15 protein-coding genes and 1 pseudogene are annotated in these 17,687 nt (G+C 68.9%); 9 read left to right on the top strand and 7 right to left on the bottom strand.

The window, feature by feature from the left end; all coding sequences use genetic code 11:
* The first annotated feature begins 247 nt into the window (after positions 1 to 247).
* From AC5WS7_RS24815 to AC5WS7_RS24800, 4 genes and pseudogenes are all read left to right on the top strand, one after another.
* On the top strand, positions 248 to 1,546 hold the full coding sequence (locus AC5WS7_RS24815; RefSeq protein ID WP_495956960.1) for an aldehyde dehydrogenase family protein: 1,299 nt from the start codon (positions 248 to 250) through the stop codon (positions 1,544 to 1,546).
* 108 nt (positions 1,547 to 1,654) lie between these two features.
* On the top strand, positions 1,655 to 2,518 hold the full coding sequence (locus AC5WS7_RS24810; RefSeq protein WP_495956959.1) for an LLM class F420-dependent oxidoreductase: 864 nt from the start codon (positions 1,655 to 1,657) through the stop codon (positions 2,516 to 2,518).
* A 610-nt stretch (positions 2,519 to 3,128) separates the two neighbouring features.
* Positions 3,129 to 4,310, top strand: a pseudogene (locus AC5WS7_RS24805) (permease); the annotation flags it as partial.
* A 304-nt stretch (positions 4,311 to 4,614) separates the two neighbouring features.
* Complete coding sequence (locus AC5WS7_RS24800; RefSeq protein WP_495956958.1) at positions 4,615 to 5,781, top strand: serine hydrolase domain-containing protein; 1,167 nt, start codon at positions 4,615 to 4,617, stop codon at positions 5,779 to 5,781.
* Positions 5,782 to 6,103: 322 nt separating this feature from the next.
* Here the strand turns inward: AC5WS7_RS24800 and AC5WS7_RS24795 are convergent, their stop codons facing one another.
* Both AC5WS7_RS24795 and AC5WS7_RS24790 read right to left on the bottom strand, forming a co-directional pair.
* Positions 6,104 to 6,796 carry a TIGR04282 family arsenosugar biosynthesis glycosyltransferase gene (locus AC5WS7_RS24795; RefSeq protein ID WP_495956957.1) on the bottom strand — a complete coding sequence of 231 codons (693 nt, stop codon included), beginning with the start codon at positions 6,794 to 6,796 and terminating at the stop codon, positions 6,104 to 6,106.
* Positions 6,793 to 7,458 (bottom strand): glycosyltransferase family 2 protein, encoded by a 666-nt coding sequence (locus AC5WS7_RS24790; protein ID WP_495956956.1) that lies wholly within the window; start codon positions 7,456 to 7,458, stop codon positions 6,793 to 6,795. The genes AC5WS7_RS24795 and AC5WS7_RS24790 overlap by 4 nt, the downstream gene beginning before the upstream one ends.
* A gap of 126 nt (positions 7,459 to 7,584) precedes the next feature.
* Here AC5WS7_RS24790 and AC5WS7_RS24785 point away from each other — a divergent pair, with 126 nt between their 5' ends.
* Genes AC5WS7_RS24785 through AC5WS7_RS24775 form a run of 3 tightly spaced genes read left to right on the top strand, consistent with a single transcriptional unit; the run spans position 7,585 to position 11,010 of the window.
* Positions 7,585 to 9,276, top strand: a complete 1,692-nt coding sequence (locus AC5WS7_RS24785; RefSeq protein ID WP_495956955.1) for a hypothetical protein — start codon at positions 7,585 to 7,587, stop codon at positions 9,274 to 9,276.
* 4 nt (positions 9,277 to 9,280) lie between these two features.
* Positions 9,281 to 9,976 (top strand): response regulator transcription factor, encoded by a 696-nt coding sequence (locus tag AC5WS7_RS24780; protein WP_495956954.1) that lies wholly within the window; start codon positions 9,281 to 9,283, stop codon positions 9,974 to 9,976.
* The gene (locus AC5WS7_RS24775) at positions 9,976 to 11,010 is read left to right on the top strand and encodes a sensor histidine kinase (protein WP_495956953.1); all 1,035 of its coding nucleotides are present in this window, start codon (positions 9,976 to 9,978) and stop codon (positions 11,008 to 11,010) included. The genes AC5WS7_RS24780 and AC5WS7_RS24775 overlap by 1 nt, the downstream gene beginning before the upstream one ends.
* A 111-nt stretch (positions 11,011 to 11,121) precedes the next feature.
* Here AC5WS7_RS24775 and AC5WS7_RS24770 read toward each other — a convergent pair whose 3' ends face one another.
* Complete coding sequence (locus tag AC5WS7_RS24770) at positions 11,122 to 12,201, bottom strand: oxidoreductase (RefSeq protein WP_495956952.1); 1,080 nt, start codon at positions 12,199 to 12,201, stop codon at positions 11,122 to 11,124.
* An 86-nt stretch (positions 12,202 to 12,287) separates the two neighbouring features.
* Between AC5WS7_RS24770 and AC5WS7_RS24765 the strand changes: the two genes are divergently transcribed.
* Positions 12,288 to 12,650 (top strand): ArsR/SmtB family transcription factor, encoded by a 363-nt coding sequence (locus AC5WS7_RS24765; RefSeq protein ID WP_495956951.1) that lies wholly within the window; start codon positions 12,288 to 12,290, stop codon positions 12,648 to 12,650.
* Positions 12,651 to 13,209: 559 nt separating this feature from the next.
* Here AC5WS7_RS24765 and AC5WS7_RS24760 read toward each other — a convergent pair.
* The 4 genes from AC5WS7_RS24760 to AC5WS7_RS24745 all read right to left on the bottom strand — a co-directional run bounded on the left by AC5WS7_RS24760 (position 13,210) and on the right by AC5WS7_RS24745 (position 17,075).
* Positions 13,210 to 14,271, bottom strand: coding sequence for an NAD-dependent epimerase/dehydratase family protein (locus tag AC5WS7_RS24760; protein WP_495956950.1), 1,062 nt, complete (start codon positions 14,269 to 14,271; stop codon positions 13,210 to 13,212).
* Between the two features lie 211 nt (positions 14,272 to 14,482).
* Positions 14,483 to 16,045, bottom strand: a complete 1,563-nt coding sequence (locus AC5WS7_RS24755) for a multicopper oxidase family protein (protein WP_495956949.1) — start codon at positions 16,043 to 16,045, stop codon at positions 14,483 to 14,485.
* The gene (locus AC5WS7_RS24750; RefSeq protein WP_495956948.1) at positions 16,042 to 16,461 is read right to left on the bottom strand and encodes a hypothetical protein; all 420 of its coding nucleotides are present in this window, start codon (positions 16,459 to 16,461) and stop codon (positions 16,042 to 16,044) included. The genes AC5WS7_RS24755 and AC5WS7_RS24750 overlap by 4 nt, the downstream gene beginning before the upstream one ends.
* On the bottom strand, positions 16,431 to 17,075 hold the full coding sequence (locus AC5WS7_RS24745) for a class I SAM-dependent methyltransferase (protein ID WP_495956947.1): 645 nt from the start codon (positions 17,073 to 17,075) through the stop codon (positions 16,431 to 16,433). Before AC5WS7_RS24745 ends, AC5WS7_RS24750 begins: the two co-directional genes overlap by 31 nt.
* 88 nt (positions 17,076 to 17,163) lie before the next feature.
* Here AC5WS7_RS24745 and AC5WS7_RS24740 point away from each other — a divergent pair, with 88 nt between their 5' ends.
* The gene (locus AC5WS7_RS24740) at positions 17,164 to 17,682 is read left to right on the top strand and encodes a MarR family winged helix-turn-helix transcriptional regulator (protein WP_495956946.1); all 519 of its coding nucleotides are present in this window, start codon (positions 17,164 to 17,166) and stop codon (positions 17,680 to 17,682) included.
* Positions 17,683 to 17,687 lie beyond the last annotated feature (5 nt).

The raw sequence follows: 17,687 nt of genomic DNA, 5'->3' as shown, positions 1-17,687 counted from the left end.
TGATCCGTGGCGAAATGCGGTGCGGCCGTACACTTTACTTGCCGGTAAGTTTGCTGGCGGCGTCCCATATTCGGTGATTTCTGGCCCAAACCGCGCTGGTTGAACGTTCACGATAGCCATACGGTTTCTCATATGCCGCACCACGTTCGGGTGAGCCTTTCGACCGGGTTCTTTCCTCGATCGGTCCGTGAGCTGTGTGTTCGCGGAGCGGTTGCCGCCAGCCCATCGCGACCGGAGTGAATTACGCATGTTTTCGATTCCCTCGAATGCCGCCAGGGACTCCTGGATCACCGTCACCGCACCCGCCGACGGACGAGTTCTGGGTACGTTGCCGACGCACACACCCGACCTGGTGCATGCGAGCGTCGCCCGTCTGCGGGCGGCGCAGATCCGGTGGCGTGCGATGGGCGTCGTGGGCCGGGTGCACTGGCTCACCACGTTCCGCGACTGGCTGCTGGAGAACGAGGACCCGATCGCCGCGGTGCTCGCGGCCGAGACGGGGCGTTCGGCCGCGGCGGCGCATCGGGAGTTCCGCCTCGGTATCGATGCGCTCGACTATCACCGCACCCGTGGTGCGGACTTCTTGACTCCGCCGCACACGCGTACCGGCCGGGCGCCGGGCACGGACTTGCGGCTGGCGGTGGCTCATCGCCCCTGTGCGGTCGCCGGGGTGATCTCCAGTTGGACCGCGCCGATGGCCGCGCCGCTGCTGGATGTGATTCCGGCTTTGCTGGCCGGGTCGGCGGTGGTGGTCAAGCCGTCCTCGGTGACGCCGTTGACGATGCGCGCCCTGGTTACCGGCTGGCTGGATCTGGGAGCGCCGCCGGTCCTGGAATTCGTCGCCGGAGCCCGGGCCGGGGCGGCGGTGGTCGATGTGGTCGACGCCGTTCACTTCGGCGGATCGCCGGAGACCGGCAAGGTGATCGCCCTGCGCGCGGCCTCCCGGCTCATCCCGTGCCGCCTGGACGTCGGCGGTAAATCGGCGGCGGTGGTGTTGGCCGGGGCCGACCTCGGTCGCGCCGCGGCCGGTATCGCGCTGGGCGGGCTCGCGGGGTCGGGGCAGTGTTGCGCCAGCATCGAGCGAGTGTTCGTCGAATCGGCGATCTACGACGCGTTCCTCGATCGGCTGGGCGAGGAGGTGCTCGCCTTCGGCGCGCACGATCCGGACGACTCCTCCGTGGAGGTGATGACCTCGGCGGCTCATGTGGCGTGTGTGCGGGAGCAGATCGCCGATGCCGTCGCCAAGGGGGCGCGGGTGCGCGTCGGCGGAAACGGCGACGGGCACATCGTGCAGCCGACCGTGCTCGCGGACGCCGATCCGGCGATGGCGGTGCTGCAGCAGCAGACGCTGGGACCGATTCTGCCCGTGGTTCGCGTCGCCGACGCCGAACAGGCGATCGCCCTGGCCAACGATCCGTTCGCACCGTGCGTGAGCGTGTGGACCGCCGACGATGCCGCCGCCGACGACGTGGCCGCGCGGCTGACCGCCGGGCGGGTCGCGATCAATGACGTATCGGTGCATCTCGCCGCCGCTTTTCGCGTGTAACACGTTGTCCTACAAGGAATGCGGCAGATCGGCCCGGCGCGGGGCTAGGGTGGGAGATCGACGGAGAACCGTCCATTCACTCCCGCCTAGTGCGAAGGAACGACAGTAATGGATCTGAGTCTGCACTACTGGAACTTCTCGACACCGTCGGATCCGGCGCGGATCGCGCCCACTCTGGCCCGCACCGCCCAGCTGGCCGAGCAGGCCGGTTTCGCGGAGTTCACGGTGATGGACCACTACTTCCAGATGGAGATGCGCGGCACCGCCGACGAGCCGATGCTCGAGGCGTACACCACCCTGGGATATGTCGCGGCGCTGACCGAGCGGATGCGGCTGGCCGTGCTGGTGACCGGTGTGATGTACCGGTATCCGGGCCTGCTCGCCAAGATCGTGTCCACCCTGGACGTGCTGTCCGGCGGACGCGCACAGCTGGGTATCGGCGCGTCCTGGTACGAGCGTGAGCAGCGCGGACTCGGCGTGCCGGTCGTGCCGATGGCCGAGCGGTTCGAACGGATGGAGGAGACGCTGCAGATCTGCCTGCAGATGTGGAGCGACAACAACGGCCCCTACAAGGGTGCGCATTACGAACTCGCCGAGACCCTGTGTGTTCCGGCGCCGCTGACCCGGCCCCGGCCCCCGATCCTGATCGGCGGCGGAGGTGAGAAGAAGACGCTGCTGCAGGTGGCGCGGTACGCCGACGCGTGCAATCTGTTCGGCACCGGTGTCGAGGACGTCGGCCACAAGCTCGATGTGCTGCGTGGACACTGCGAGGCCGAGGGGCGCGACTATGCGGCCATCCGCAAGACGCTCACCTCCTTCACCTCCCCGGCCGGTGATCCAGATGCCTTCCTCGCCGAGGCGGAACGCTATGCGGCCCTGGGGATTACGCAGATCGATGTGATGCCCGACGGTGATCCGATCGAATACACCGAGAAGGCGGCGGGCGTCATCGAGCGGCTGAGCCGGATCTGACGCTGTAACTCCGGCCTCCTTCGCTCCGGCGGGTTTGCGGCGCGGCAATGCTCACCGTGCGGACCGTGTGAGGCGCTGTTCCGCGCAGCCTGCGCGCGTTTTCGCGGCAAGCAGCCGCCGCGAACGTGTCGTCGGTCTCCGCTCGGGCTGGTTCGCGGCGCTTCGAGGCTCACCGCCCGGCTCCGTGGTGGGTACTTGTTCCTCGCGTCCGCCACAGGTCCGGGCTGCTGACTCGTGGAGGCGGGGGCGACGGTGTCGGTGTGAGCCGGGATGGGGTGACGGCAAGCACGCGCCGAGGACGTACCTTCGGCCTCCGTTGGGTTTGTTCGCGGTGCTTCGGAACCGGCCTCGCGGGCTTGGAGCCGATGCCGGACCCTGTGACGGGTGAGGCAGGTAGATGGTCGATGCCGTGGGTACCGGACAGTCCGGTACCCACGGCATCGGTGCGTTTCGGGGAGTGGTCTGCGGGCAGTCGTCGGCTGCGATGTGCACAGATCGTGTTCGCGTTCGGCCGGGAACTCACGGCCGTTGACCATATACCCGTAGGGGGTATAGGTTTCTGTGTGCGGCGCGGCGATCGGTGCCGCGCGATGGAGAAGCGAGGTGGCGGATGCATGCGATAACACACGCGCTTGCGCTGACCGGGTCGATGACCTGGGAGATTCTGTGGGCGCTGATTCTGGGCTTCGCCCTGTCGGCCGTGGTGCAGGCGGTGGTGCGCAAATCGACGATCGTGCGGCTGCTCGGGGACGACCGGCCGCGCACGCTCGCCGTCGCGTCGGTGCTCGGCGCTGCGTCGTCCTCGTGTTCGTATGCCGCTGTGGCGCTGGCACGTTCGCTGTTCCGCAAGGGGGCGAATTTCACCGCTGCGATGGCGTTCGAGATCGGGTCGACCAATCTCGTGGTGGAACTGGGCATCATCCTGGCGCTGTTGCTGGGTTGGCAGTTCACCGCGGCCGAATTCATCGGCGGGCCGATCATGATCGTGCTGGTGGCGGTGCTGTTCCGGCTGTTCGTGCGGTCGAAGCTGGTGCAGGCGGCGCGGACCCAGTCCGAGCGCGGATTGGCCGGCTCGATGGAAGGCCATGCGGCCATGGATATGTCGGTCTCCGGCGGCGGCTCGTTCGCGCGGCGGCTGTTCTCCGGTCGCGGCCTGACCGCGGTATCGCACGTATTCGTGATGGAGTGGGCGGCGATCCTGCGCGATCTGATCATCGGACTGCTGATCGCCGGTGCGATCGGCGCGTGGGTTCCGGATACGTTCTGGCAGAGCTTCTTTCTGAGTGATCATCCACTGCTGTCGGCGATCTGGGGGCCGATCGTCGGACCGGTGGTGGCGATCGCGTCGTTCGTCTGCTCGATCGGCAATGTGCCGCTGGCCGCGGTGCTGTGGAACGGCGGCATCAGCTTCGGCGGCGTGACCGCGTTCATCTTCGCCGACCTGCTGATCCTGCCGATCCTGAACATCTACCGCAAGTACTACGGCACCCGCATGATGCTGACCGTCCTGGGCGTGTTCTATGCCGCCATGGTCGGCGCCGGATATCTGGTCGAAATCCTTTTCGGCGCAGCAGGTCTCGTACCGCGACAGCGCAATGCCATGGTGATGCAGGACGGGATCCGCTGGAATTACACCACCTGGCTGAACATCGTGTTCCTCCTGCTCGCAGCGGTTCTGCTGATCCGCTTCGTGCGCAGCGGCGGAATTCCCATGTTGCGCATGATGGGTGGCTCGCCCGACGCGGAACACGCTCACGGACACGGTCATTCGGCCTCGGGACACGGTGGGCACGGCGATACGTCCGGGCGAGCGATTCACAGTGCGAGTAGCGGGCTCGCCGGCGCAACCGGACATGGTGGGGGAGAGCAGGATCGGCCCGACCCGGAGGAACCGCGTGACACCGAGCACGACCGGCACGTCGACTCGGACCATGGGCGCCATCGAGGGCATTGATAGACGACCGCGCCGGGTGTGCTGGACGGGTCGCACCCGGTGCCCCGGAACCGGCGTGGTGCCCATGGCCGCCCGGCCGGTTCGGGCATCTCGGACAGCCGGATGGGGAATAGCCGCGGCGAAGCAGATGTTCGCGACTGTCATGACGGTCAGTGGAACTGTGACACCCGGATTCGAGCCGGTACGTGCGGCTTTCGAACGCAATTTCGCCGAGCACGGTGACCTCGGGGCGGCGGTCGCGATCTACCGGGACGGGCAGCCGGTGGTGGATCTGTGGGGCGGGGTGGCCGATCCGGAGCACGGGCGGGCCTGGGAGCCGGATACGGTCGCGCTGGTGTATTCGGCCACCAAGGGTGTGCTCGCGGCGGCCGCGCATCTGCTGGTCGAACGCGGGCAACTGGATCTGGACCTGCCGGTCGCGCACTACTGGCCGGAATTCGCGGCCGCGGGCAAGGGCGCGATTCCGGTGCGGTGGTTGCTGAGTCATCAGGCCGGGCTGCCCGCACTCGACGAAGCCGTCCCGCTGGAGGACGCGCTGCGCTGGGAGCCGATGGTGAAAGCGCTTGCCGCGCAACGTCCGCAGTGGACGCCCGGCACCGCGCACGGCTACCACGGGCGCACCTTCGGCTGGTTGGTCGGCGAGGTGGTGCGGCGGGTTTCGGGGCGCTCGCCCGGACGTTTCGTGGCCGAGGAGATCGCCGGGCCGCTCGGCGCCGACTTCTTCATCGGCCTGCCCGAATCCGAACGGCACCGGGTCGCACGGTTGATATTCGCGCCCAAGCCGGAACCGGGCGGCGTATCGCTCGCGAGCGTCCCCGAGGAGTTCCGGCCGATGTTCGAGGCCATGCAGGACCCCGGCGCCTTGATCAACCGCGCTTTCCAGGTGACCGATCCGGCCGATCCCGACTTCGATTCCGCTCGGGTGCAGGCCGCCGAGATCCCCTCCAGCAACGGCATCGGCACTGCCCGCGGACTGGCCCGGATCTATGCTGCGCTGATCGGCGAGGTGAACGGCACCCGTCTGCTTTCCCCGGACACCTTGGCCGATGCGGTGCGGGAACAGGCCGCGGGCATCGACCGCGTCATGCTGCTGCCGGATCGCTACGCCAGTGGTTATATGCTGCCCGACGAGCGTTTTCCGCTCGGCGGCCCGAGCGCCTTCGGCCATCCCGGACGCGGCGGATCCCTCGGCTTCGCCGACCCGGCCCGCGGTCTGTCCTTCGCCTACATCACCAACTACATCATCGAAGGCGCCCCGGACCCGCGCGCCCTCGGCCTCGTCACGGCACTGAACGAGCTGGTGAACTGACCCGGCTTACTTTGTGCCGCAGTGCGTTCGGAGTTGCGTCGGGCGCGAGATTCGCCCGGGCGTGCCCCACCGCGTGAGTGCCTTTCGCAGCCAGTACTCGCCGCTCCTTGCCCTGGTTGGTGCTGAACGAGGTGCTGCGGGACTGCGTTGCGCTCCGGATATTTCCGGCCGATACCGAGGTGCGGTTCGCCCGGTCGTGTCGGCTCGGTCGGACGGCTTTCAGCGCGGCACCGGATTCGAGTCGCGTGGCGGGATGCTCGGACGAGCGTGCAGTCCGGGATTGCCGTTGGTATCGCGGGCGGTCGGGGCCGGGGTTCGCGCGCTATGCGGGTGCGTGGTGACGTAACTGTTCGAGGGTTCGGGAGAAGTGGCCGCGATGTTCCCGGGCGACGGCCAGGGCGTCGGCGGCGGTGTCGACGTCGGTGAGGACGGGGAGGCGGCGCACTCGGCATCCGCAGCGGCTCAAGGATTCCCGGGTCAGGTCGCCGGTGTGGTCGGTCGACATGGGGATCTCGGCGAGGGTGCGGGCGGGGCGCGGGTCGGTCAGTCCCAGCGCCCACCACCCCCCGTCTGCGGCGGGGCCCAGGACGGCGTCGCCGCATTCGAGAAGTAGCGTCGCCGACACCGCGAGCAGCGCCGGTCCCGCTTGTGGCGTGTCCATGCCGATCTGCAGGACCGGCATCCCCATTCGGGCGGCATCGGCGTGCGCGTTGGCCAGTCGCTGACCGAAGGTGTCGCCGCGCTGCGGGATGAGGTCGAATTCGCGCAGGGCCGTGGATAATTCGTCGGATCGTTCGGCTCGGGTCAGATCGCCCGTCCAGGCGACCATGCGATGCCGCGCGCCGCTGTACCGCACGGCGCGGAGGGTGTCCAGCAGTGCGGCCGCGGCGAGCTGGGCCGCCTCGCGTGGCGAGAAGTCCGGTGTGAGACGGGTTTTCGCGAATCCCGCGATCGGCGCCTTGGCGATCACCAGCAGGGTGACCGGAACGCCCTGCGCGGCGGCAGTCGTGATCATCGCACGCTCCAGAAGTCCGCGACCGCGCGCACGGTGCCGCGCACCGAACCCGACACCTTGGATACACCGTGTGTTCTCGGCCGGTAGCTGATATCACGTTCGACGATCCGCCAGCCCGCATCGCTCGCGCGGATCAGCAGTGCCAGCGGGTATCCCGATCGCGGATGCAGTGGACCCAGCGCGAGCAACCGGTCGCGACGGGCCACCCGCATGGCGGCGATATCGTGCACCGGCAGACCGTGCCGCCGCCGCAATAATCCCGCGACCAGCAGATTGCCCAGCCGAGCGTGCCACGGCCACGCACCCGCGCGCACCGGGCGGCGGCGACCCACCACCATGTCCACGTCGGTATCGAATTCGCCGACTAGGCAAGGTAATTCGCCCGCGTCCATGGACCCGTCACCGTCCAGCACCGCGACCAGTGCGGTATCGGCCGCGTGCACGCCCGCCTCGACCGCCGAGCCGTATCCGGGAACGGGCTCGCTGACGACCCGGACGCCGGCGTCCCGAGCCACCGCGGCGGTGTCGTCGGTGGAGGCGTTGTCGACCACGATCACCCGGTACTCGTCCGGCACGGCCGCCAGCACGCCGGGTAGCGCACCGGCCTCGTTGTGGCACGGGATCACGACGGTGACGTCCCGGGCGCTGAGTGCATCGCTCACATCTGGCACCGTATGCCGCTGACCACCGATTTCGGCCCAAGGAACCGGTGACGAAAGTGTGACGGGGCCCGGTGGCGGCGGCGCCGTGACCGGATTCGATGTGCGGCGCGGCTTAGGGTGAACGGCGTGCAGCAGGTAACTTCCACCCGGCCCCGGCGTGTCCCTGGCGCTCGTGCCGACGTGGCCTGCGCGCTGGCGGCAGCCGTGCTGGTGGCCGCGGCCTTCGCGGTGCCGCAGCTTCGCAGCCGGCAGTGGTCGGAGCATCTTTATGCCGCCGCCGCGCCGATCTTCGGGATCTGGGGGCCGCATATCGGCTGGGGAACCGGCCCGGCCGTGCTCATCGCCGCACTGGTCGTCGTGACCGGACCGGAACTTGCCCGGCGGTTGCCCTGGTGGCGGATGTTGTTGCTGGCCTGGCTGACTTCCGTTGCCTGGATCTTCGCGCTGGCAATGATCGACGGTTGGCAGGCCGGATTCGCCGGGCGGCTCGCGCGGCACGAGGAGTACCTCTACGAGGCCGGGCGGGTTACCGACATCGGCACGATGTTGCGCGGATTCTCCGGCCGCATACTGGATTTCCAGCCGGATTCGTGGGCCACGCACGTTTCCGGGCATCCGGCCGGTGCGCTGCTCACCTTCGTGCTGATGGCTCGCATCGGTCTGCCCGGTGGGGCGTGGGCGGCCTGGCTGGTGGTGCTGGCCGGAGCCGGTGCGGCCGTCGCGGTCGCGGTAGCTCTGCGTGCGCTGGATGCGGAGAACCGAGCCAGGGCGGCGATGCCGTATCTGGTACTCGCGCCCGCGGCGGTCTGGCTCGGCGTCTCGGCGGACGCGCTGTTCGCGGGGGTGACCGCGTGGGCGGTGGCCCTGTTGGCGGTCGCGGCCCGGCGCGGTCCGGGCTGGGCGGGAATCGCCCTGGCCGCAGGTCTGCTGTTCGGCTACGGGCTGTTCCTGAACTACGGGCTGACGCTCATGGTGATTCCCGCCGCCGCGGTGCTGTGTGCCCGAGGTATGCGCGCCATGTGGCCGGCCGTCGCCGCACTCCTCGGCGTCGCGCTGGTGGTCGTTGCCTTCGCCGCCGCCGGATTCTGGTGGCTGGACGGCTATCACCTTGTGGTGCAACGGTATTACCAGGGCATCGCCGCCGAACGCCCGTATTCCTACTGGGTCTGGGGCAATCTCGCCGCTACCGTCTGTTCGGTCGGACTGGCCGCCGCGGCGGCGCTGCACCGAGTGGTGCGGGGCGTGCTGCCCGGATCCGGTGCGTCCGCAGCCGGTGCGACTGCCGACGACAACGTGCGATCGATGCATGGTGTGTCCTCGGCGGGCGGCGCGCCTCCGAGCGGGACGGGCGTGCCCGAGCGGTTACCGGAACACGTTGGGCCCGTGGCCGATACAGCCGAGACCACGGTGACATCGCAGCGCCGGAAAGCCGGAGACGACGAGACCGCGGGGGCTGGTTCGGCGAGCCGGGAAGCCGACGAGCGGAGTCCGCATCGTGCGGCGCTCGGTATGAGTCGCGGCGACGACTCGGCGCGCGCGGGCAGCGGCACGGCCCGGCGGGCGTGGGTGGAACGCCTGAAGGGGTGGCGTGCGGGCATGGACCCCGCGGCACTGCTGGCCGCGGCGGGAGTGCTGGCTGTCGTGGCTGCCGATCTGAGCGGGCTGAGCAAGGCCGAGACCGAGCGGATCTGGTTGCCGTTCGATATGTGGGTGCTCGCCGGGACGGCCTTGTTACCGCAGCGCAACGCCCGGATCTGGCTCGCGCTACAGGCCGCGGCCGCCCTGTCCCTCAACCATCTGCTGATGACGAACTGGTGATTCGATGCGCATTCTGGTGGCCGATGACGATGGCGTGGTCCGGGAGGTGGTGCGCCGCTATCTCGAACGGGACGGTTTCACGGTGGTGGAGACCGCCGACGGTCCGGCGACCGCGGAAGTGCTGGCGCGCAACGAGATCGCGCTCGCGGTCCTGGACGTGATGATGCCGCCGCCGGACGGTATCGAACTGTGCCGGGCGGTGCGCGCCGGACCGCATCCCGATACTCCGATCATCCTGCTGACCGCACTCGGCGAGGAGGAGGACCGGGTCCTGGGGCTGCAGTCCGGTGCGGACGACTACATCGTGAAGCCCTTCAGCCCAAGGGAATTGGCGCTGCGGGTGGCTTCGGTACTGCGACGCGCCCAGCGGACCCGGCCTCCGGCCGAGCAGCCGATCCTGCGCAGCGGCGCGGTCGAGTTGCGGCCGGATGCGCAGGCGGTACTGATCGATGGCCGCCGGGTGGACCTGACCGCTCGCGAATTCGATCTGCTGGCCTTTCTGCTGGCCCATCCGCAGCAGGTGTTCGGCCGGTCGGATCTGCTCGAACAGGTGTGGGGCTGGACCTTCGGCGATCAGTCCACCGTCACCGTGCACATCAAACGTCTGCGCGCGAAACTCGGTGCCGCACATCGGATCGAGACCGTCTGGGGTCGCGGATACGCCTGGGGCCGCCCCGGGGACGAGGACGGAGATCGCTGATGCCCACCGATATCCTCGGGCTGATCGGGTATGCCCTGGCCGGATCGCTGCCGGTGACCGCGCTGGGCGCGCTCGCCCTGCGGCTGACCCACAATCGCAGCCTCACCAGCAGCATGGTTCTGCTGGTGCTGATTCCGACGGTGGCGACGCTGGTCGGGGTGGTCGCGGTCAGCGGAATGATGTTCACCGACGAACTGCGCCGCATTCTGGTGGTCCTGGCCGTGGTCACGATCGTCGCGGTGCCAGCGGCCGTGGTACTGGGCCGGGCCCAGGCTCGTAAGACGGTGTGGGAGCGGCAGATGCGCGAACAGGAACGCGCCGCCGAACGCTCCCGGCGGGAGCTGGTGGCCTGGGTGAGCCACGACCTGCGCACGCCGCTGGCCGGCATCCGGGCGATGGGCGAAGCGCTGGTCGACGGTGTGATCGATCAGCCCGAGACCGTGGAGCGCTACGCGAATCGGATTGTGCTGGAAACCAATCGGCTCTCGGCGATGGTGGACGACCTGTTCGAGATGTCGAAGATCAACTCCGGCGCGCTGCGCCTGCAACTCGAGCCGGTGGATCTGCGCGAGCTGATCGACGAGGTCGCCGCCGCCAATCGGCCCACCGCTGCCCGTGCCGGCGTGAGCCTGTCTGCGCGGCAGCCGGATTCGGCGATCATCGTGAACGCCAGCGACCGCGCCCTGACGCGGGTGCTGACCAACCTGGTCGCCAACGCGATCGAGCACACCCCGCCCGGCGGCCGCATCGACATCTGTTCCGGCATCGACGACGGCCAGGCCTGGGCCCACGTCGTGGACACCGGCCCCGGCATCGCCCCGGAGGATCTGCCTCGCATCTTCGAGGTCGCCTACCGCGGCAGTTCCGCGCGCTCGGCAACCGACATCGGCAGCAACAGCGGTATGGGCCTGGCCATCGCCTCGGGGTTGATCCACGCCCACCACGGCGAGATCAGCGCCCACAACCAGGAAGTGGGCTGCCGCTTCGAAATTCGCCTGCCTGCGCTGGTCCCCGATACCGCGGCGAGTAGTTGAGCGGGTTCGCGCGCCGGGCCTGCGGTCAGCCGCCGCGCCGCGCTATCGCGTGCCGAATTCCGGCTCACCGCAAGAACTTCGGCCGGGCGGCGACGCCACGGCTTCGCGGCTTCAGAATGCGCGGTGGTACTGCTTGGGCCACGAGCAGCGCGGGTCCGCGTCGAGTGTGCGCAGTGCCCAATATGGGTCGCGAAGCAGCGCCCGGCCGACGAACACGGCGTCCACGAGGTCCGGGATCGCCTCCTCGAGTTGGTCGGCGCGAGAGATCAGTCCGGACGTCGCGGTGAGCACACCCGCCGCGTGGAACCGCGGCCCGTACTCGGCGTTGTACAAGGGGGTGTTGATCCGCAGCGCGTCCGGGGACAGTGCGCCCGAGCTGATATCGATCATGTCGACACCTGCGTCGCCCAGCCGGGCGGCGACGTATACCGCCTCGTCTGCCGTGAGGCCGCCCGCCATCAGATCGGTGGCGGGCATCCGGACGAACAGCGGCTTGTGATCCGGCCATCCGGCACGAACGGCCTCGACCATCTCGAGCGGAAACCGCATCCGCCGTTCCAGGTCTCCTCCCCATCGGTCGGTGCGGTGGTTCGTCAGCGGCGAGAGGAACTGGTGGAACAGATATCCGTTCGCCCCGTGCAGTTCGACGGCCTCGTACCCCGCGAGGTGTGCGTTGCGGGAGGCGCGCTCGATGTCCTCGAGCACCCGCGTTCCGTCGTCGCTGGTCATCTCGGCCGGGACGGTCAACCCGGCGAAGGCGATGGGTGAAGGCGCCAGCGGCTGCCATCCGCCGTCGCCGGGGCCGATCGGGTGCCGGGTCCCGTCGTTGTCCCACGGCACGCCGTGCGAGCTCTTGCGGCCCGCGACCCCGAGCTGCACCGCCGGAATCGATCCGATGGACCGGATGGCCTCGGTCAGCCGCCGGTGGCCCCGCACCTGGTGTTCGGACCACAGCCCAAGGTCCTGTTTCGTGGTGCGCATATCGGGGGCCACGCCGGTGCATTCGACCATCACCATGCCCACGCCCCCGGCCGCCCGGGCCCCGTAGTGGGCGATATGCCAGTCGGTCGGGGCACCGTGTTCGTCCGCGGAGTACTGGCACATCGGGGAGAGCCACACCCGGTTGGGCACCGTCAAGTCCTTGATGCGCAGTGCGGTCCAGGCGGTAGATGTCCTGGATGCTGTGGTCATCGGCCGTCGCCTTCCTGCTGGGATCCGGTCACTCGGCGAGCATACATCGAATATCATCGAACTTCGAAGTATGTTAGTCTGGGCACATGCCGCGGCAGCCCGAGCATCCCGATATCGAGGACGTCCAGCTCGCGCGGGTGTTCTCCGCACTGGGGGATCCCGCTCGCCTGCGCATCATGGCCGTGCTCGCCGACCACGCCGACCATCAGCGTGAAGAGTTCATCGTGGACGTGGCCCCCTCCACTCTCAGTCACCACATGAAGATCCTGCGCGAGGCTGGCCTCACCCATCACCGGTTCGAGGGCACCCGCTGCTTCGTCTCCCTGCGCGCCGACACCTTCGAACGCTTCTCCGCCGTCTTGAACAGCACCGTGCAGTTCCTCGCGGCCGACCAGGGGCGAGATCTTCTCGGCCCCGCAGGGCCCGGCAGTGGTGATCGTGCGGGCTGAGCCGTAGCCGATCTACATCAAGTCGATCGACGTGCCCCGGATGGATCGGACGCGGCTATTGCTTGTCCCGCAACGAATCTCGTGCCGCTTTCCGACTGGTACGACACAGTGTGCTTGCTCGGTCAGCCGTTGTGCGGCGACGGATCACCTGATGTTGCGGAGCTTGCCCCGCCTGCGGATCGAAGTGCGAACGGGTTTCGCCCGTGGCCGAGTGTCGCCGAGATCGGTTGTGCCGCTCGGCATGGTGCGCACCGGCCGCGTGCGGCGCGGATTTCAGCGGCATTCGAGGGTTCCCCTACCGGAGAGCGGGCGCAGCGGGACGGTGGCGAAGCGTGAACGGGTGCTGGCAGTGCGCGCGCGTGGGCGATCGGTTGTGCCGCTGGTGTTGTGCGCGTCGGCCGTGTGCGGCGCGGATTCAGTGGCATTCGAGGGTTCCCCTACCGGAGAGCGGGCGCAGCGGAGCGGTGGTGAATTGTGAACCGGTTCCGGCAGTGCTCGCGCGCTGGCGAGATCGATTGTGCCGCTGGTGTTGTGCGCGTCGGCCGCGTGCGGTGCGGATTCAGCGCCATTCGGGGGTGCCCGCGCCGGAGGCCGGGCGTAGCGGAGCGGTGGCGAATTCGGTGAGGCCCGCGGTGGGGGAGATGGTTGCGGTGAAACCCAGTAGTGCGCGGGCCTTTTCGGGACTGGCCACGATATGGCGGACGTCGCCGGGGCGGTATTCGCCGGTGACGGCGGGTGGTTTGCCGTTGTGGGCGCGGGCGAGGAGGTCGGCGACCTCGCGGATGCTGATGGGGGTGCCGGAGGCGATGTTCAGCGGGACGAAGCCGGGGAGCGGGCGGTGCAGGGCCGCGCGGTTGGCGGCGGCGATATCGCGGACGTGCACGAAATCGCGCATCTGCGCGCCGTCTTCGAAGACGCGCGGCGCCGCACCCGCCTCGAGTGCCGAGCGGAAGATGGCCGCGACCCCCGAATACGGTGTATCCCTCGGCATATCGTCGCCGTAGACGTTGTGGTACCGCAGCGCGGTGACCGTCCCGCCCGTCACCGCCGACCAGGCGCTGGCGTAATTCTCCTGCGCCACTTTGCTCGCCGCGTACAGGCTGCGCGGGCACAGCGGGCTGTCCTCATCGATCACGTTCCAGCGCAACGGTTCTCCGGACGACTCGTCGAGGTGGTCGAAGAGTCCGCGATCCAGATCCGCGCGCCGGCGCGGCGGCGGCACCGCAGGCGTCCCGGCGGCGGTGCGATACCGTCCCTCGCCGTAGACGACCATCGAGGAGGCCAGCACCAGATGCCGCACCCCGGTCTCGGCCATCGCGGCCAGCAACACCGCGGTGCCGAGATCGTTGTGACTGGCATAGGCCGGTGCGTCGGCGGCGCTGACCCCCGCACCCACCACTGCGGCCTGATGGCACACCGCGTCGATATCGCGCAGCAGCGCCGTCAGAGTGTCGGGATCGCGCACGTCGACCCGGTGCACGCCGTCCGGCGGGACCGCGCCGGCGCCGTGCGCGGCGGCCAGCATGAGATCCGCGGCCACCACCTCGTCACCCGCCGCGGTGAGTGCCCGGCGGATATGGGATCCGATGAAACCGGCCGCGCCGGTGAGCAGTACCCGCATCGCCTCAGGCCGGGTTCGGTCGTGTGGAGGTCATCCACCGATCCTCGCCCCCGCGGTGCCACACAGCGACATGGCAACGCCGCTCGTAAGGAATTCGTCACAAGCTGCGAGCTGCCCGAACGCTGGATCGGGCGGTGCGGTCGCCCGCGCGCCTACCGCTGGTATCGGCATGTCACGGCGCGGCCGGTAGCAGTCATCGCCGGCGCCGGCTTCAGGTTTGCGTGGTGAACGTGGCCATCATCGCCATGTCCTCGTGTTCGAGGTTGTGGCAGTGCAGCACGTACCGCCCCGGATAGTCGGTGAATCGAACGGCGATCTCGGCGAGTTCGCTCGCGCCCAGATAGACCGTGTCCTTCCAGCCCGCGTCGGTCGCCAGGGGCGGCCCGCCATTGCGCGAGAGCACCTGGAACTGCTCGAGGTGCAGGTGAATCGGATGGTCCAGGTCGGTGGACAGTTGCCAGATCTCCAGGTCCCCGAGGCGCGGCCGGGCGATCGGCTCGCGCGGATCGTAGGGGTGTCCGTTGATCAGCCAGCCGCTCACCGATCCGGAATCCCCACGGCGGAAATCGAATCGGCGCGTGGTGACCGCCGTCTGCCGGTCCGGCCGGGGGATCTCGTTCAGTCGCTCGGGAACGGTGGAGGTGTCCGCGATTTGCTCGGTGACCTCGAAACGCATGACGCGCGTAGTGATTCCGTCGCCGAGATCGTTGTGAATCGTCACCCGGTCACCGACGGCGCATCCGGACAGATCCAGGATCACCTCGTATCGTTCGCCGGGTGCGATCGTCAGCGCGTGCACTCGCTGCGGACGATCCAGCAGCCCGCCGTCGGAGCCGATCTGTACGAAATGCCCCTCACCGCGCGGCATTTCCACCCGCAGTCGGTAGACCCGGGCATTGGACGCGTTGATCAGCCGCAGCCTGTACCGGGCCGTGCCCGCCCGGTGCACCGGCCACGGCACACCGTTCACCAGAATGACGTCACCCAGAACTCCGCGGCCGAATTTCCCGGTCACACCGGGCGTATGCAGGGCCGTGGGGTCCATCGCCGGATAGCGGAAGGCGCCGGTCGCATCGAATGCCCGATCGGTGATCAGCAGCGGCAGATCTCGCTCTCCCGCGGGCAGTCCCAGTCGCTGCTCGGCCTCGTCGACGACCAGGTGCGCCCCGGCCAGCCCGCGCCAGACCGATGCCCCGGTGAAATCCATCCGGTGATCGTGATACCAGAGCGTGGCGGCGGGCTGCCCGGCCGGGTAGATGTAGTCGCGCTCACCGGACATAATGTGCGCCAACGGATCCGAGCTCATCATCATCGGGTCGGGTGCGTTCGTCGCATCGACCGGCAGCAGCAGATCGGTCGGATATCCGTCCGACGCCTCGGGCACATGCCCGCCGTGCAGGTGGACCACCACCGGGACGGGCAGCTCGTTGCGATGCGACACCACCGTGCGGCGACTGCGCGAGGAAACCAGCAGCGGTCCTGGAAAAGTGCCCTGATATCCCCAGATGGGGGTCGAATAGCCCGGCAGGATGACCGCATTCGCGCGCCGCTGGACGATCCGGTAATAGTCGGTGGTCGCATCGCGGCGGATCGGGGTGAGCGCTCGCGGTACTCGCAGCGGCAGCGTGAACGGTTCGGGCAATCGGGCCGAACTGGACAGATGCAGCCGGCCGGCCGGGGTGTCGGCGGCCAGCTGCCAGGCCCCGGCCGCCCCGGCGACGCCGACTGCTGCCGCGATGCGGAACAGGGAGCGGCGCGACAGAACAGCGTTCACCGCGCCGCGACCTCGGCTGTGATCGTGGGCTTCGTCCAAACCCGGACCGTCACCGCGGCCAGGCCCGCGACGAGCGCGACGCCGAGCGGAACATGGACGGCCAGGATCTCCCGATGCCCCAGCCCGATCTCGACCCCCGTGCCCACGGTCATCCCCGCACACTGGAACACGCTGCGCCCGGTGGTTTGCCCGAATCGCCACGCCGCGGCGAAACACAGTGTCATCAGCAGCATTCCGGCCGCCATGACCGGGCCATTGAGCGAATGCGCGTCCAGGCCGGCGTAACTTCCGGCCATCAGACGCCCGGCGAACATCGCCTGAGCCAGGCCGTCCAGGGTGACCACGCCCGTGATCGCACGTAGCAGCCGCTGCCACGCCCGCGCCGTCACCCCTGCCGCCGTGCGCTGAAAAGCCATGCGGGAATGGGGGTTCGGGCCTCGCTGCCGGGGAGCTTGCCCAGCATCGCGGCGGGCCGCAATTCCTCGACGGTCCAGCCCGTCGCGAAACTGTCCCGCAGTTCGGCCTCGGTGATCCGCCGCGGTCCGGGGCCCGGCTCGGCCGCTGAACTGACCGCGAGAATGTGCACGAGTGCGCCCGGCACCGAAACCCGATGCAGCGCTGCGACATAGCGGGCGCGATCCGCGTCGCTGAGGGTGTGCAGCAGCCCGGAATCGAGGACGCTGTCGAATTGCCCGTCGTAGCCGGACAATTCGCGGGCATCGGCGACGGCGAACTCCGCGTCGATCCTGCGGCGCGCGGCCTTGGCCCGGGCGTGCTCGATGGCCGCCGGCGCGCCGTCGATGCCGGTCACCCGATGACCGCACCCGGCCAGGTACAGCACGTTCTCGCCGGTGCCGCACCCGGCATCGAGCACGCGCGGGCCGAACGCGCCCGCGTTCTGCAGTTCCTCGACCAACGGCTGAGCCTGGCCGATATCCCATCCGGCGGCCCGGATATCGGCTCCATCGGGTGGCTGGGTGCGGTAGCAGGCCTCGAAGTATCGGGCCGGGTCAATGGACGGTGTGGTCACGACGCTCCCCTTGATAGTTCAGATTTCCGAATAGTTCAGAAGTCTGAACTTGTATGCTGGGTGCTGTCAAGAGGGACCGGGAGGCGCAGTGGAAGAGGCATCGGCGGACGGCGCGGATGTGATGTCGAGTGTGAGCGCGGAGCAACGACGTCGGCTGACGATGCTCGTGCCGATGGTCTCCGCCTATCTCCGGCGTGCCCGGAACGATATGCCGCCGGTGATTTCGAAGGTGTTCGAGCAGGCCGGACTGGGGCCGCGGCACGGCGCGGTACTGAGCTTCGTGGTGTCCTCCGGGCCCGCGAGTGTGACCGAGGTGGCCCGGCAGCTGGGACTCGGGCTCACCAATGCCAGCCAGCTCAGCGGGGAGCTCACCCGCGCCGGACTGCTACAGCGGCGGAACGATCCGGCCGATCATCGCCGCACACTTCTGTCGGCCGCGCCGGAGTACCGCGCGGCCTTCGAGGAATTCCTCGCCCGGCGCGGTGCGGGATTGTTCCGCGCGATGAGCCGGCTCACCCCGGAGGAACAGCACGGCTTCATCGCCGGTATGCAGGCGTGGGTGGATGAAATAGCTGTGAGCGAGGGGGATCGGGGCGCCGCGCCGTAGCGCAG

It is taken from the genome of Nocardia sp. PLKS1-43 (genome assembly GCF_059510335.1).
The sequence above is the reverse complement of the archived record's forward strand: the minus strand, read 5'-3'. Positions and strand labels throughout refer to the sequence as shown.

What these genes read in the sequence shown, in the direction of transcription:
- AC5WS7_RS24815 (WP_495956960.1), top strand. Translation starts at nt 248, where the DNA reads ATGTTTTCGATTCCCTCGAATGCCGCCAGGGACTCCTGGATCACCGTC.
- AC5WS7_RS24810 (WP_495956959.1), top strand. Translation starts at nt 1,655, where the DNA reads ATGGATCTGAGTCTGCACTACTGGAACTTCTCGACACCGTCGGATCCG.
- AC5WS7_RS24800 (WP_495956958.1), top strand. Translation starts at nt 4,615, where the DNA reads ATGACGGTCAGTGGAACTGTGACACCCGGATTCGAGCCGGTACGTGCG.
- AC5WS7_RS24795 (WP_495956957.1), bottom strand. Translation starts at nt 6,796, where the DNA reads ATGATCACGACTGCCGCCGCGCAGGGCGTTCCGGTCACCCTGCTGGTG.
- AC5WS7_RS24780 (WP_495956954.1), top strand. Translation starts at nt 9,281, where the DNA reads ATGCGCATTCTGGTGGCCGATGACGATGGCGTGGTCCGGGAGGTGGTG.
- AC5WS7_RS24775 (WP_495956953.1), top strand. Translation starts at nt 9,976, where the DNA reads ATGCCCACCGATATCCTCGGGCTGATCGGGTATGCCCTGGCCGGATCG.
- AC5WS7_RS24770 (WP_495956952.1), bottom strand. Translation starts at nt 12,201, where the DNA reads ATGACCACAGCATCCAGGACATCTACCGCCTGGACCGCACTGCGCATC.
- AC5WS7_RS24765 (WP_495956951.1), top strand. Translation starts at nt 12,288, where the DNA reads ATGCCGCGGCAGCCCGAGCATCCCGATATCGAGGACGTCCAGCTCGCG.
- AC5WS7_RS24760 (WP_495956950.1), bottom strand. Translation starts at nt 14,271, where the DNA reads ATGCGGGTACTGCTCACCGGCGCGGCCGGTTTCATCGGATCCCATATC.
- AC5WS7_RS24750 (WP_495956948.1), bottom strand. Translation starts at nt 16,461, where the DNA reads ATGGCTTTTCAGCGCACGGCGGCAGGGGTGACGGCGCGGGCGTGGCAG.